At 63.7% G+C, this 14,431-nt stretch carries 15 protein-coding genes; 11 read left to right on the plus strand and 4 right to left on the minus strand.

The window, feature by feature from the left end; genetic code table 11:
- The first annotated feature begins 528 nt into the window (after positions 1-528).
- Both RA19_RS13455 and RA19_RS13460 read left to right on the plus strand, forming a co-directional pair.
- The gene (locus RA19_RS13455) at positions 529-1,092 is read left to right on the plus strand and encodes a YceI family protein (RefSeq protein ID WP_241479067.1); all 564 of its coding nucleotides are present in this window, start codon (positions 529-531) and stop codon (positions 1,090-1,092) included.
- A 115-nt stretch (positions 1,093-1,207) separates the two neighbouring features.
- The gene (locus tag RA19_RS13460) at positions 1,208-2,431 is read left to right on the plus strand and encodes an MFS transporter (RefSeq protein WP_039163445.1); all 1,224 of its coding nucleotides are present in this window, start codon (positions 1,208-1,210) and stop codon (positions 2,429-2,431) included.
- 26 nt (positions 2,432-2,457) lie between these two features.
- On the opposite strand, the gene RA19_RS13465 is transcribed toward RA19_RS13460, so the two are convergent.
- A complete protein-coding gene (locus RA19_RS13465) occupies positions 2,458-2,898 on the minus strand; it encodes a MarR family winged helix-turn-helix transcriptional regulator (protein ID WP_039163446.1) in 441 nt (146 codons plus the stop codon).
- Between the two features lie 104 nt (positions 2,899-3,002).
- Between RA19_RS13465 and RA19_RS13470 the strand changes: the two genes are divergently transcribed.
- Positions 3,003-3,224, plus strand: coding sequence for a hexameric tyrosine-coordinated heme protein (locus tag RA19_RS13470; protein WP_039163447.1), 222 nt, complete (start codon positions 3,003-3,005; stop codon positions 3,222-3,224).
- A 79-nt stretch (positions 3,225-3,303) separates the two neighbouring features.
- On the opposite strand, the gene RA19_RS13475 is transcribed toward RA19_RS13470, so the two are convergent.
- Together RA19_RS13475 and RA19_RS13480 are read right to left on the minus strand one after the other, a co-directional pair.
- A complete protein-coding gene (locus RA19_RS13475) occupies positions 3,304-5,055 on the minus strand; it encodes a flotillin family protein (protein WP_039163449.1) in 1,752 nt (583 codons plus the stop codon).
- Positions 5,056-5,139: 84 nt separating this feature from the next.
- Positions 5,140-5,901, minus strand: a complete 762-nt coding sequence (locus RA19_RS13480; RefSeq protein WP_039163451.1) for an OB-fold-containig protein — start codon at positions 5,899-5,901, stop codon at positions 5,140-5,142.
- Between the two features lie 234 nt (positions 5,902-6,135).
- Between RA19_RS13480 and metG the strand changes: the two genes are divergently transcribed.
- Positions 6,136-7,854, plus strand: coding sequence for a methionine--tRNA ligase (metG, locus tag RA19_RS13485; RefSeq protein ID WP_193748273.1), 1,719 nt, complete (start codon positions 6,136-6,138; stop codon positions 7,852-7,854).
- 134 nt (positions 7,855-7,988) lie between these two features.
- Here metG and RA19_RS27445 read toward each other — a convergent pair whose 3' ends face one another.
- The gene (locus tag RA19_RS27445; protein ID WP_342586086.1) at positions 7,989-8,300 is read right to left on the minus strand and encodes a VOC family protein; all 312 of its coding nucleotides are present in this window, start codon (positions 8,298-8,300) and stop codon (positions 7,989-7,991) included.
- A gap of 607 nt (positions 8,301-8,907) precedes the next feature.
- Here RA19_RS27445 and hemP point away from each other — a divergent pair.
- From hemP to RA19_RS13510, 7 genes are all read left to right on the plus strand, one after another.
- Positions 8,908-9,078, plus strand: a complete 171-nt coding sequence (gene hemP / locus RA19_RS26165; RefSeq protein WP_008554566.1) for a hemin uptake protein HemP — start codon at positions 8,908-8,910, stop codon at positions 9,076-9,078.
- A 10-nt stretch (positions 9,079-9,088) separates the two neighbouring features.
- Positions 9,089-9,568: a hypothetical protein gene (locus RA19_RS13490; RefSeq protein WP_039163456.1), complete on the plus strand. Its 480-nt coding sequence runs from the start codon at positions 9,089-9,091 to the stop codon at positions 9,566-9,568.
- Positions 9,569-9,598: 30 nt separating this feature from the next.
- Complete coding sequence (locus tag RA19_RS13495) at positions 9,599-10,867, plus strand: imelysin family protein (RefSeq protein WP_039163460.1); 1,269 nt, start codon at positions 9,599-9,601, stop codon at positions 10,865-10,867.
- A gap of 85 nt (positions 10,868-10,952) precedes the next feature.
- Positions 10,953-11,966: a porin gene (locus RA19_RS13500; RefSeq protein WP_039163461.1), complete on the plus strand. Its 1,014-nt coding sequence runs from the start codon at positions 10,953-10,955 to the stop codon at positions 11,964-11,966.
- A gap of 213 nt (positions 11,967-12,179) precedes the next feature.
- Positions 12,180-12,473 (plus strand): (2Fe-2S)-binding protein, encoded by a 294-nt coding sequence (locus RA19_RS26170; RefSeq protein ID WP_082020538.1) that lies wholly within the window; start codon positions 12,180-12,182, stop codon positions 12,471-12,473.
- On the plus strand, positions 12,421-12,909 hold the full coding sequence (bfr, locus tag RA19_RS13505) for a bacterioferritin (protein WP_039163463.1): 489 nt from the start codon (positions 12,421-12,423) through the stop codon (positions 12,907-12,909). The genes RA19_RS26170 and bfr overlap by 53 nt, the downstream gene beginning before the upstream one ends.
- Complete coding sequence (locus tag RA19_RS13510; RefSeq protein ID WP_052261787.1) at positions 12,866-14,428, plus strand: di-heme oxidoreductase family protein; 1,563 nt, start codon at positions 12,866-12,868, stop codon at positions 14,426-14,428. The genes bfr and RA19_RS13510 overlap by 44 nt, the downstream gene beginning before the upstream one ends.
- Positions 14,429-14,431 lie beyond the last annotated feature (3 nt).

A 14,431-nucleotide genomic window follows, 5' to 3' on the forward strand; every position in this document is an offset into this window, starting at 1 on the left:
ACTCCCGGGAACGGCGGCGCCCAGGGCATCGAGAGCCGCTGGCACCTGGCCCCCGCCCCTTACGCTCCGGCGCAAGAACGCAGCACCGCAAGCACAGGGCCGTCCTGGACCCTGCAACGCCTGCGCGCCCGCACCCTGCCGCCGTGCACCTGGCAGGTCGCCCGGACCGCAGGCGGCACGGTGCTGGCCGCCCAGCCTGCCCGGTCCGCAGCATCCGGCACGCCCCCTCCCCCCGGGCCGCCCAGTCCGCCCAGGCCCCTCCCGCGCCCGCAGACCGCCCTGGCTGCGCCAGCGCTGCCTTAGCGGCCTTGGGCCCGGCACCGGGCTTGGCCCGGTGCCGGGCCCAACAAGCGGAGGCTTTCCAAAAAGCCGGCGCTTGGCGGGAGCCCGCGGCTTCACAAACCCACGCAGAATTGTGAACCGGCCATCCCGGAAAATGCGGCTAAACTCTGGATAGGTCAGGAAAAACAAACAGAAAGGCGCCGAATGCGCGCATCCCGGATACACCGGCGGGCATTGCTCGCCAGCTTGGCTGCAGCACTGCTGGCCCCGCAGCAGCCGGCAGCAGCGCCAACCCCCTACCGGCTCGATCCGGAGGCCACCCAGGTGCGTTTCACCTTCCTCCTCAGCGGCCAGCCGCAGCACGGCCGGATCCCGGTGCGGGACGCCCGCATCCGGATCGACCCCGGCAACCTCATCCGCAGCGAGGCCAACATCATCCTCAGCGCCAGCCGCGCCAGAACCGGGCTGATCTTTGCCACCGAAGCGCTGAAAAGCCCCAGCGTGCTCAACACCGCCCGCTTCCCTGAAATCCGCTTCCGTTCCACCCGGGTGCACCTTGGGCCGGACGGCAGGCTCTCCGGCGGCGCCCGGATAGACGGGGACCTCACCCTGCGCGGCATCACCCGGCCGCTCACCCTGCAGGCCGCGCTCTACCGCCGCCCCGGCACCGCCCCCGATGACCTTCGCGAGCTGGAGGTGCATCTCTCCGGCCGCCTCAGCCGCGCAGCATTCGGCGCCGCAGGTTATCCGGATCTGGTGGCCGACCAGGTCACCCTCGCCATCAAGGCGCGGCTGCATCAATCCGGCTGACTAAAACCCGCCGACACAGGGCAGTGAGACAAAAATACCGCCCCGCAGAAATACGACACGGCAATGGCGGAAACCGGCTGGCAATGGTGCCCCAGCCTGTCATGGTCGCACCGTTATGCGCCTGATCATCTCATTTGCCGCCCTGTTCCTTTCCGTCATCCTGCTGCAGCTGTCCTCCGGAGGCGTGGGCCCGCTGGATGCCATCTCCGGATCGGTTCTGAATTTCACCACCACCCAGATCGGCCTTTTGGGCACAGGCCATTTCGTCGGCTTCTTCATCGGCTGCTGGTGGGCGCCGCGGCTGATGGGCAATGTCGGCCACTCCCGCGCTTTTGCGGTCTGCACAGCACTTGGCGCTATGGGCCTTCTGGGCCACACGCTGACCGAAAACCCCTATGCCTGGGCCGGCATGCGGATTGCCTCCGGCGTCTGTATCGCCGGCGCCTACACGGTGATCGAAGCCTGGCTCAACGCCAAGGTCACCAATGAAAACCGCGGCCGGGCCATGGGCACCTACCGCATTGTCGACATGGGGTCTTCACTGGCAGCGCAGCTGATCATCGCAGTGCTGCCGCCGGCGGTCTATGTGTCCTACAACCTGCTGGCGGTGCTCTGCTGCGCGGCGCTGTTGCCGCTCACGCTGACCAAGGCCAGCCAGCCGGAAACCCCCAACGCACCGCGGCTCAAGCCCAAGCTGGCCTGGCGCTGCTCACCGCTGGCGGTGGCAGGCGTGATCGTGGCCGCGCTCAGCTCCGCCTCCTTCCGGATGGTCGGCCCGGTCTATGGCCAAGAGGTCGGCCTGGCGGTGGATCAGATCGCCTTCTTCCTCGCCGCCTTTGTGGCAGGCGGCGCGCTGGCGCAATACCCGATGGGCTGGCTGGCCGACAAATACGACCGCCGCTGGGTGCTGATCTGGCTGTCGGGCGTTGCCATTCTCAGCTGCGCCATCACCATGGCGGCCAGCGGCACCGGCACCCTGGGCGTGATGCTGGCCGCCGGTTTCTTCGGCTTCACCACCTTCCCGATCTTCTCGGTTTCCGCCGCCCACGCCAATGACTTCGCCACTTCGGCCGAGCGGGTCGAACTGTCCGCCGCGCTGATGTTCTGGTACGCGCTCGGCGCCATCGCCTCGCCCTATGTCTCCTCGGCCCTGATCGAGGCCTACGGCCCGCCTGCGCTCTTTGCCTATGTCGCCTGCGGCCATGTGCTGCTGATCGTGTTCGGACTCAGCCGGATGAAAGTCCGCGCAACCCCGGAAGAACGCACCAGCTACGTCTATGCGCCGCGCACCTCCTTCACCATCGGCCGCCTGCTGAAGCGGTCCCGCGAGAAACGGTAGCCAGGCGCTGCGTCTGTCTTTGGCCCCTACCGAGGCTGAAGACCGTCCCGCAGCTTGAAAAGCAGCGCCTGTAGTTCCTCCAGCTCAGCCACGGACAATCCGGAGTGACCGATCATGCAGGCCGTCACAGCCGGCGCCTGTTGTGACAGCGCCTTGCCTGCATCCGTCAGCCGGACTTCTACCGCCCGGCCGTCCAAGGCGCTTTTGCTGCGGGTCACATGGCCCATGGCCTCCAGCCGCTTAACCAAAGGCGTCAGCGTGCTGGTCTCCATCCCCAGCTTCTGCGCCAGCGTATTCACCTGCCGGCCATCCTCCTCCCACAACAGCGTCAGCGTGATGTACTGCGGATAGGTCAGACCCAGCGCCTTCAGATGCGGCGCATAGGCCCGGTTCACTGCGTGGGACGCGGTGTACAGCCCATAACAGAACAGGTCATCCGCCCTTGTCGGAATGTCAGCATGTTTCATGGCCGGGCCTCCATTTATATCGCCCACGATTCATTTCTTGACTCCAGCCGCAGCTGCAGTCAACGTCTCAATATAGGTCGCGCACGATATAAATTGGAGAATACATGTCCTGGCTACCCAACCTGCAAACCGAGACGCCGGAGGAAGGCTACCAGCTGGCGATCAAGCTGTCCCGCATGGCGGTGAAACTGACCCAGCCCGATGATGAGGCCCGCAACAAGATGCGGCCGGGCTATGCCAGCAACTACGACAGCCTGATCGCCGTCTCCCATGTCGTGGCGGTGAATTTCCAAACCGTCTCGCAGGCCAACAACTACTGGCGCTGACCAGCCTGCAGCAGCCACCACTCACGCAAACAAAAAGAGGGCCGGTCTCCCGGCCCTCTCTCAATCAGGTCAACGGCACTCAGTCCTTGGCGGCTTCCGAAGCCTCCGGCGCACCGCCATCTCCGGCCGCGCCATTCAGCAAAGGCACCTCGACCGCGTCGCTGTCCTCCGCTTCAACGCCCAGCGCCTGGCTGGCAACGCCGCTGACACCGTTTTCCATCGACAGGCCCAGCTCCTCGCCCAGCTTCTTCAACGCGGGCATCTGCACTGCCATGCCCATGATCGAGTCGAGCGCCTGGTTCACCACCGGCTTCTCGCCACCATTGCCGGCCCCTGCCGAGGAATAAGGCGCACCGGCACCGATACCACTGACCTGGTGGATCTTGATCGAGTCGATCTTCTCTGCCGGCTTCACCATCTCGGTGATGATCGCAGGCATCGCCTCGATCCGGGCCAGGTCGACCTTCATACGGATCAGCTCACCCGACAGCGCGTTTTCGGCGTCGACAATCGCCCGCTTGCCCTCCGCCTCGGCCAACATATCGTTCTTCTTGGCCTCGGCGCGGATGTTCAGCGCGTCGGCCTCGGCCTGCGCCTCCTCGCGGCGGGCTTCGGCGCGGTCAGCGGCAGCTTCCTTCTCCGCCTGCGCGGCGAGACGGATACCGGTTGCCTGGCGCTCGGCCTCGCGGGTGGCTTCGATCAGGGTGATCTGCTTCAGACGCTCGGCCTCGGCCACTTCGCGGGCGGTTGCCACCGCTTCGGTCGCCTTGGTTGCCTCCGCCCGAGCCAGATCGGCGGACGCCCGCGCCCGGCTCTCTTCCTCGGACTTCTGCGCGATGATGATCTGGCGCTCCTGCTCGGCCACTTCCAGCTCGCGCTCCTTGGTGATCTCCGCCTCGCGGACCGAGCGCTCCTTGGCAATCTCGGCATCCCGGATCTTTGCTTCACGGGCAATGTCGGCCGAGCGGATGGCTTCCTCGCGGGCAATCCGGGCGCGTTCGGTTTCGCGCATCGAGTCCTCGCGCCGCTGGGCGATCTCGGCCTCCTGTGCTGCCTTCATGGTCTCAACCTGCTTGGCCTGCTCAATCTTGGCCTGCTCCTCGTCCTGTTCAATCGACAGGCGCTGACGTTCGGCTTCCATGGCGGCGCGGCGCACGGCGACCTCAGCCTCGGCATCGATCTGCGCACGTTCTTTCTTGGAGGTGGCAATCACCTCCGCCAGCTTGCGCATACCCACCGCGTTAAAGGCGTTGTTTTCATCGAGCGCCTCAAACGGAGTCTGGTCCAATGCAGTCAGCGACACCGATTCCAATGACAGACCGTTTTTCAGCAAGTCCTCGGACACCGCATTCTGCACCTCCTGCACAAAGTCGGCACGGTTTTCGTGCAGCCCGTCCATGGTCATCTGCGCCGCCACGGCGCGCAGACCGTCGACGAGTTTGCCTTCGATCATCTCGCGCAGCTGCTCGACATCAAAAGTCCGGTCGCCCAGCGTCTGCGCGGCGCGGGCGATGCCCTCGACCGTCGCCATGACCGAGACATAGAACTCGACTCCGACGTCGACCCGCATCCGGTCCTTGGTGATCAGCGCGCCGTCATTGTTGCGCTGCACTTCCAGGCGCAGGGTCTTCATGTTGACCGGGCTCACCTCATGCAGCAGCGGCACCACCAGCACACCGCCATCCATGATGACCTTTTTTCCCCTCGCACCAGTGCGAACAAGACTGATCTCACGGGAGGACCGTTTATAGATACGGTTCAGAACGAGACCAATCAGAAAAAGCAGTACAAGAGCGCTCACGACGACAATGAGCATGAATTGAAATTCCATGCGGAATACCTCCTTGGATAATAGGATTTTTTGGGTTTGTTGGGTTTGTTGGTTTCAGTCAGCCGGGCTGTTCAGCCCAGCGGGTCACTCGGACAGAGGGATCAGCACAAACCGGTCCTTGCGGCGGTCGCGCATCACCAGCACCTCGGTGCCCTGGGCCAGTTCCTCGCCGGCGGCAAAGGGCTCAGCGCGCAGGTAGTGGGCATTGCCGTAGCCATCCATGACGCGCACCTCGGCCGGGCGGCCTTGGGCGGCGGTGCCTTGGGTGATCACTCCGCGGCGGCGGCCCAGGCTGCGCTCCGACAGCGCCTCGGTCTCGGTTTGCGGCAAGAGCCGGGCAAAGACCCCGCCAAAGCCGCGCGCAAACCACAGGCCAAAGGCACCGGCCGGCAGCCCCGCCATCCAGGCAGGCGCGGTGAACCCCAGATAGGATTTCAGCACCATCTGCAGGCCAATGCCGCTGAGGCCAAAGCCCATCAGCAAGGCGGCCAGCCAGATCAGCGCCGGCATCCGCCCCAGACCCAGCCAGGACGCCAGACTGCCCGAAGCCTCTGCCGCCCCGGCTCCGTCCGGCGCGTCCACACCATCCAGATCTGCAAGATCGATGTCTCCCAGATCGCCCAATGCATCCGCAGCGGCATCGGCGCCCAGGTCCCCCAGGTCGCCAGCATCCGGGAACTCGCCGAGGTCAGCACCATCTGCCGCGTCCAGCCCCGCATCGCCATCACCGCCGATCAGGCTGCCGCCCAGCAAGAGCGCCGCCAGCTCCAGCACCGCCAGACCGCCCAACAGCGCCAAAGCAAGGGAAAACGGCGCAAAAGCACCATCAAGCAGAAAGTCGAACACCGATGGAAAGCCCCCTATTGGTATACATTGGTATGCAATGCATGTGGTAACGCCCCTGTGAACTTTCAAGGGTTTAAAATAGATTTTCGCAACCAATGAGTGCGCCAGCCGCAATTCAGGATCAAGCGTGAACTGATCCGCCGCCTCTTAATTCCTGCGATTTCCGCACACGGGGTTCCCGCTGCCCGCCGCATAGGTTAGACGGGCCTTTGACGCATTACCTGGATGGATGGCATGGCACGCATTCTGATCACCTCGGCAATCCCCTACATCAACGGGATCAAGCATCTGGGCAACCTGGTAGGCTCGCAGCTGCCCGCCGACCTTTACGCCCGGTTCCAGCGCGGACGCGGCAATGAGGTGATGTTCCTCTGCGCCACCGACGAGCACGGCACACCCGCAGAACTGGCCGCCGCCAAGGCAGAGAAGCCGGTGGCGGAATACTGCGCCGAAATGCATGGCATCCAGTCGGAGATCGCCAAGGGCTTTGCGCTGAGCTTCGACCATTTCGGCCGCTCTTCCAGCCCGCAGAACCACGCGCTGACACAGCATTTCGCTGGCAAGCTGGCCGAGGCGGGCCTGATCCGCGAAGTGACCGAGAAGCAGGTCTATTCCAACGCCGACGGCCGTTTCCTGCCCGACCGCTATATCGAGGGCACCTGCCCCAACTGCGGCTATGAAAAGGCCCGCGGCGACCAGTGCGAGGAATGCACCAAGCAGCTGGACCCGACCGACCTGATCAACCCGCGCTCGGCTGTCTCCGGCTCCACCGATCTGGAAGTGCGCGAGACCAAGCACCTCTACCTGTGCCAGTCGCAGCTGAAGGACCAGCTGGACGCCTGGATCGACTCCAAGAACGACTGGCCGGTGCTGACCACCTCGATTGCCAAGAAATGGCTGCACGACGGTGACGGCCTGCAGGACCGCGGCATCACCCGCGACCTGGACTGGGGCGTGCCGGTCAAGAAGGGCGATGAGGATTGGCCCGGCATGGAAGGCAAGGTCTTCTACGTCTGGTTCGACGCACCGATCGAATATATCGCCGCCTCGCGCGAATGGGCAGATTCCAACGGCAAGTCCGACGCCAACTGGCAGCGCTGGTGGCGCACCGACAAAGGCGCCGAGGACGTCAAATACGTTCAGTTCATGGGCAAAGACAACGTCCCCTTCCACACCCTGTCGTTCCCGGCCACCATTTTGGGCTCTGGCGAGCCGTGGAAGATGGTCGACCACCTGAAGTCCTTCAACTACCTGAACTATGACGGCGGCCAGTTCTCCACCAGCCAAGGGCGCGGCGTCTTCATGGACCAGGCGCTGGAAATCCTGCCGGCCGACTACTGGCGCTGGTGGCTGCTGAGCCATGCGCCGGAAAGCTCGGATTCCGAATTCACCTGGGAGAACTTCCAGCAATCGGTGAACAAGGATCTGGCGGACGTTCTGGGCAACTTCGTCTCCCGCATCACCAAGTTCTGCCGCTCCAAGTTCGGTGAGGAAGTCCCCTCCGGCGGCGCATACGGCGAGCAGGAGCAAGCGCTGATCGCTGAACTCACTACCCGCATCCGCGCATATGAAGGCCATATGGAGGCGATGGAGGTCCGCAAATCGGCGCAGGAGCTGCGCGCGATCTGGGTTGCGGGCAACGAGTACCTGCAGTCCGCCGCGCCCTGGTCGGTGTTCAAGGAAAACCCCGAGCGCGCCGCCGCACAGGTGCGCCTGGGCCTGAACCTGATCCGCCTCTACGCGGTGCTGTCTGCGCCCTTCATCCCGCAGGCCTCGGACAAGCTGATGGCAGCGCTGAATTCGGACGACCGCAGCTGGCCCGAAGACGTGGCAGCAGCCCTGTCCGCCCTGCCCGCCGGCCACGGCTTCACCGTGCCGGAGGTCCTGTTTGCCAAGATCACCGACGAGCAGCGCGAAGAATGGCAGGAACGCTTCTCCGGCACCCGCACCTAAGCCGTCTGCTCCGCGCAGCCCGCCCAAACAGCAGCCTAAGATTGCTGGCAAACCCCGCCATTTCGGCGGGGTTTTCATTTGCTTGTCTGCGCCACTCAAGTCTCAGAGCCGTGCGGCCAGGGAAAACACGCCAACTACGCCCCGGAACTGTGGCAAACGGCCTCAATGTTGTGCCCGTCCGGATCAAGAACAAACGCAGCGTAATAGTCAGGGTGGTAATGCGGTCTGACGCCTGGCGCCCCATTGTCTGTTCCGCCCGCCAATAGGGCTGCAGCATGAAACGCATCGACCTGCGCGCGGCTGCGGGCCGTCAAAGCAGTATGCAGCTTTCCCGTTGTCGCATCCTCTTCCGCAAGCCAAAACCAGGGGCGGTCATCCCCATACCCGGTAACCCGCACTCCACCGGTTTGTTCCAAAGGCACCGTAAACAGGCGCGTGACCCCCAGGGGTTCAAAAGCGCGGTCGTAAAATTCAACAGATTGGGAAAACCGGTCACTCCAAAGGTAATGTGGTCAATCACTGTCTCCTCCATCACATAGAACGGTAAAGCCGTCTCAGGCAGACCGGTGCATTTCGGCGCTACAACACCTGAACGTCCAGCAGTAAATTCAGAAACAGGCCTTTCCAACAATGCCGGAAGCCAAGACTGATCCTGCCGCCATCTTCCGAACAAGGCGCACCGCACTCCAGCACCGGCACCCTGTCGCCGCTGTTCCCTCCTGCCGGCAGCCTCTCTTATTGGCATCTCTTTGCCCCGGCACAAAAATTAAATCCTACTAAAAAACTCAGATTGACATACCTGAGCAATTAATTCAGGAATACAGCATTCCAGCCAGCCTGACTCGGTTCAGGCGAGCCCGAGTGACCTTATTCAATCGAGATCGCCACCATGCCGAACGGAGACAGCCGCAGCCGCGGCCCCCAAATCAAGGACCCGGAAGCAGACGACATGCGCCAGCTGTGGCCGCAGGTCTTTGCCCCCTCCGGCGCTCTGTCCGGCTTCTGTCTGGAATGGATCCTGGACAGGGCGGAATTCAGCAATGGGCGGAAGTCATGAACCAGATCGCATCCAAGCCGGTGCCCACCACCGCAACCACCGAAGTTTTCCCCACCTACCACGCCGAGGACCTGACCCGCGGCGGCGTGCAGGCCCGCATCCTGCTCAATGGCCAGATCTATTCGCTGCGCATCACCCGCGCAGGCAAACTGATCCTCACCAAGTAAGGCGCCGCACATGAGCCCTGCGCAAAACCCGCCCCGCGGCGGCGTCACTGTCGGCACCCTGTCCGATCTGCCGCCGCTGGAAGCCGGCGCCGTGATCTATCTGCGCCACTGGTTCTCCGGCTCCGAGACCCGCGCGCAGATGCGCCGCGACTTTGAGGTGAACTTCGGCCCCGAAATGGCCGAAGCCGCCTTTGAGGCCTTCGGTTTCCTCTGCAATTTCTGCGCCACCCACGGCCGCCGCCCGCTGGTGCGCCACGGCATGACCTGCAAATGCCTGGGCGCGGATGAGAACTGCTTTGCCAACCTTTTGGCTTCCGCGGCCGAGGGGCAGGACGACGACGCCCATATTCTTGCCGCGCTGATCGTCACCCCGCGCAAGGCGCAGGAGCTGACCCGGCTGGCCTCCGACTGCGGCCTGCTGCTGCAGCAGATCATGAACCCGCACCTGCCGCAGCAGCCCGCGCGGCCTGCAACGGCGACCCTTCACTGAATTCCATCAAAAATCTTAAGGACTTAGCTGATGAAATCCCTGTTTCTCACGGGCACTGCCCTCGCTGGTCTCGCCTTTGGCGCCACCACCGCATTTGCCGCCGACAAGGCCGCGGTGCTGACCAACTACGCCAATATCGCCGAGGCGAAATACCAGGACAGCCTGGCCACCGCGCAGGTAATGAAGGCTGCCGTTGACGCCCTGGTCGCGCACCCCTCGGCCGAAAACCTGGAAGCCGCCCGCGCCGCTTGGATTGCCGCCCGCGTCCCCTATCAGCAGTCCGAAGTCTTCCGCTTCGGCAACGCCATCGTCGACGACTGGGAAGGCAAGGTGAACGCCTGGCCGCTGGACGAGGGCCTGATCGACTATGTCGATGCCTCCTATGGCGGGCCGAGCGACGAAAACACCCTGGCCGCGCTCAATGTGATCGCCAACCCCAGCTTTGAGCTGTCGGGCAAGGTGATCGACGCCGCCAAGATCACCCCGGAACTGCTGGAAGGCGCCCTGCATGAGGCCGACGGGGTTGAGGCCAACGTTGCCACCGGCTACCACGCCATCGAATTCCTGCTCTGGGGCCAGGACCTGAAAGGCACCGAGCACGGCGCCGGCGACCGCCCCTGGACCGACTACGCGGCAGGCGATGCCTGCACCAACGGCAACTGCGACCGCCGCGGCGAATACCTGCAAGCCGCAACCGACCTGCTGATCTCCGACCTGGAGTGGATCACCGCCCAGTGGAGCGAGAGCGGCGACGCCCGTACCGCGCTGCTGGCCGATGAGAACGCCGGCATCACCGCCATGCTGACCGGCATGGGCTCGCTGTCTTATGGCGAACAGGCCGGTGAGCGGATGCGGCTGGGCCTGATGCTGAACGATCCGGAAGAAGAGCACGACTGCTTCTCCGACAACACCCACAACAGCCACTACTACGACGGCCTGGGCGTGCAGAACGTCTATCTGGGCGAATACGTCCGGGTGAACGGCGAGCTGGTCTCCGGCGCATCGCTGTCGGATCTGGTTGCCGCCAAAGACGCAGACCTTGACGCCGAAATGCGCGGCAAGCTGTCGACCACCATGCAGGCGCTTGGCCGCATCAAAACCGCGGCTGAGGCAGGCCTCTCCTATGACCAGATGCTGGCTCAGGGCAACGCCGCAGGCGAAGCTTTGGTGATGGGCGGCGTCAACGGCCTCATCGACCAGACCCGCTCGATCGAACGCGTGGTCTCCATTTTGAAACTGGACGGAGTCGCGATTGAAGGCTCTGACAGCCTCGACAACCCTTCGGCTGTCTTCGAATAAGACCGCCCAAGATTAGCTGACCTAAAGAAAACCGGGGGAGCCAGCCAGCGTCAGCCAGGCTCTCCCGCACTAAGAAGAATTCCCCATGAAAATCAAAACTTCCGCGGCGCTGGCTCTCAGCGCCCCCGTCTTCCTGTGCGCAAACGCAGCCCTGGCCCAGGGCTTCAGCTGGGAAGGCGAGATCGAGATCGCCAATGAAAGCGTCGTCTCTTCCGATGACGCCACTGCCGAGATCCGCGACACATTTGCCGTGATCACCGCCTCCGGCGCCTACAGCTTCGGCAACGGCGTCGAACTGTTCACCACCGTCACCGCCGAGTCGCTGACCGACGCCGCTGATGACCGCAATTTCGACGATATGGGCGTCTATATCGAAGAACTCGGCGTCTCCTTCGGCATCGGCGAATACACTACGGTGTCAGTGGGTAAACTGCACCCGGTGTTCGGCACCGCCTGGGATGACGCAGCCGGATATTTCGGCAGCACCATTGCCGAGGACTACGAGCTCATTGAACAGATCGGCATCCTGGCAGACGTCGAACTGCAGGGCGCCGGCACCCTGTCCTTTGGCGTGTTCTACGCAGACGATTCCGGCCTCAGCCGCTCCATCGGCTATGACCGCGGCCGCACCACTACGGCGGACGGCGGCGCAGGCAACACCGGCGAACTCGACAACTTTGCCATCCAGTGGAGCCAGGAGGCCGGCGAGACCAGCTATCACATCGGCGCCCGCCACCTGAGCGCAGGCGCAGGCGACGTGGATGACGAACAGGGCTTCGTGGCCGGTGTGGCCCATTCCTTTGACGCCGGTTTCGACGTCTATGCCGAGGTGGCCTCTTTCTCGAACGCGGGCGGCTCCGCCGATGACGCGCTTTATGCCACCCTTACCGGCGCCTACACCATCGGCAGCGTCACCCTGTCGGGCGGCTATGTGCACCGCGACCTGGACACCTCGGGTGAAACGGACCTCTACACCATCGGCGCCGACTACGAGTTCAGAAACGGCGCCACCGTGGGCGGCGGCATTGCCCGCATCGACGAAGACGGAACCAAAAGCACCGTTCTGGGCGTGAACCTGATCATCCCGCTGGGTTCCTGAGCTTTCCCTCGGTGACGTTTGGCATCCCCTGAACTCCACCGCACTCGGGGCGGCGTTCGGCGCTGCCCCTTTTTCCCACGTGGTTTGCGGCAGCGCCATGCAAACCCAAGTATTTTACTCTGATTACCTCTTGAAACCCCAGTGTTTCTGTCAGATATATTTTCCAACGGAATCACTTGGCCTTTAAGGCCAGCGGGCAAGGACGCGAGCAGCATGATCATCTGCCACTGCACGCATATATCGGACCACGATATTCACGCAGCCATCGAATGGATGCGAAGTGCCGATCCTGAAACGATAATTACCCCCGGCAAGATCTACCACGCCCTCGGCAAAACCGCCGACTGCGGCGGCTGCATGCCGCTTTTTCTCGACACCATGAGGTCCAACGCTAAGCTGAGCGTACCTGCGCAATTACAAAATTTACGAGCAGGGAAAACTCAGGAGAGCGTATATGAAGGGCGACCCCAAGGTCATAGATTACCTCAACAAAGCACTGCGCCATGAGCTGACAGCGGTCAGCCAGTACTGGCTGCATTACCGGCTGCAGGACGATTGGGGTCTCGGCAGCATGGCCAAGAAAAGCCGCGAGGAAAGCATCGAGGAGATGCAGCACGCGGATAAACTGATTGAAAGGATTCTGCTGCTCGAGGGCCACCCGAACCTTCAGAAACTGGATCCGCTGCGGATCGGCCAGACGCCCAAGGAAACCCTGGAAGCGGATCTCGCCGCCGAAGTGGACGCCCGCGCGCTCTACAAGGAAGCCCGCGAGGTGTGCCAGGCCGCCGGCGACTATGTCACCATGAAGCTCTTCGAAGAGCTGATGGCGGATGAAGAAGGCCATATCGACTTCCTTGAGACGCAGCTTGATTTGCATGACCGGATCGGCGCCGAAAACTATGCCCAGCTCAACGCCACCAAGATGGCGGACGTGGAAGACTAACCTGACGCTGGCTGCCGCGCTTGCGGCGGCCGCCCCGCTTGCAGCGCTGGATCTGGCCAGCAAATACCAGGCAGAGCCGCATCTCTCCCCCCTGCCCCGCAGCGATGCCGAGCGCGCCCGCATTGCCGGCGTCACGGCGCCCACCGCGGATTTCTCCAAACCGGAAGCTTTCGAGGACCTGCCCGCCGGCGCCGCCACCGTACGCGCCCGGACCGATGACGAGGCGTTCTCCCAGCATTCCGCCAACCTCTCCTTTGAGCAGGAGCTGGAGTTCAAGCTCGGCAACGGGCTGTTCAAGAAGATCTGGGTGTTTTCACCGGCCTCGACCAAGGCCTCGGACGGTCTGGGCCCCCTCTACAACGCCCGCTCCTGCCAGCGCTGCCACCTGAAGGACGGCCGCGGCCATGTGCCGGACCAGCCCGATTACGCCTCTACCACCATGTTCCTGCGCGTTTCCACCCCGGGGCCGGTGCCGCCGGAACTGCAAGAGATCACCGACTACATCGGCACTGCGCCTGACCCGAACTACGGCACCCAGCTGCAGGATTTCTCGGCCCCCGGCATCGCGCCCGAATACAAGCTGCAGGTCAGCTACGAAGAATTCGAGGTCGCGTTGAACGGCGGCGACACCGCCACCCTGCGCCGCCCCAGCTACAAAGCCGCCAGCCTCGGCTACGGCCCGTTGGCCAACGGCGCCATGCTCAGCCCCCGCATCGCGCCGCCGATGATCGGCCTCGGCCTTTTGGAAGCCATCCCCGCCGCCAGCATCCTGGCCCATGCCGATGAGGAGGACGCCGACGGCGACGGCATCTCCGGCCGCGCCAACCTGGTCTGGTCGCGGGAATTCAACCAGATCATGCTGGGCCGTTTCGGGCTGAAGGCCGGGTCGCCGACAGTGCATGAACAATCGGCCGGCGCCTTCGCCGGCGACATCGGCATCTCCACCCCGCTGTTCCCGGCCCATGTCGGCGAATGCACCGGTCTGCAGACCGCCTGCCAGGCCGCGCCTCACGGCGGCGGTGATTCCCGTGAAACCGAGATTGACCAGCCCAACATGGACCTGGTCACTTTCTACAGCCGCAACCTTGGCGTTCCTGCCCGCCGCAACACTGCAGACCCGCAGGTGCTGCGCGGCAAACAGGTCTTCTACAACTCCGGCTGCGCCGCCTGCCATGTGCCGAAATACGTGACCCACCGGCTGGCAGACCGCCCCGAGCAAAGTTTTCAGCTGATCTGGCCCTACTCCGACCTCTTGCTGCACGACATGGGCGACGGCCTCGCCGACAACCGCCCCGAGGCCCGCGCGACGGGCCGCGAATGGCGCACCGCGCCGCTCTGGGGCATCGGTCTCACCCAGCAGGTTTCGCCCCGTGCCACCTTCCTGCACGACGGCCGCGCCCGCACCCTGCTCGAAGCCGTTCTCTGGCACGGCGGCGAGGCGGAAGCCGCCAAGACCCGCGTCATTGACCTGGCACCGGATGACCGGGCCGCCCTGATCATCTTCCTGCAAAGCCTTTGATTT

Source organism: Leisingera sp. ANG-M1, assembly GCF_000813745.1.
Classification (GTDB): Bacteria; Pseudomonadota; Alphaproteobacteria; order Rhodobacterales; family Rhodobacteraceae; genus Leisingera.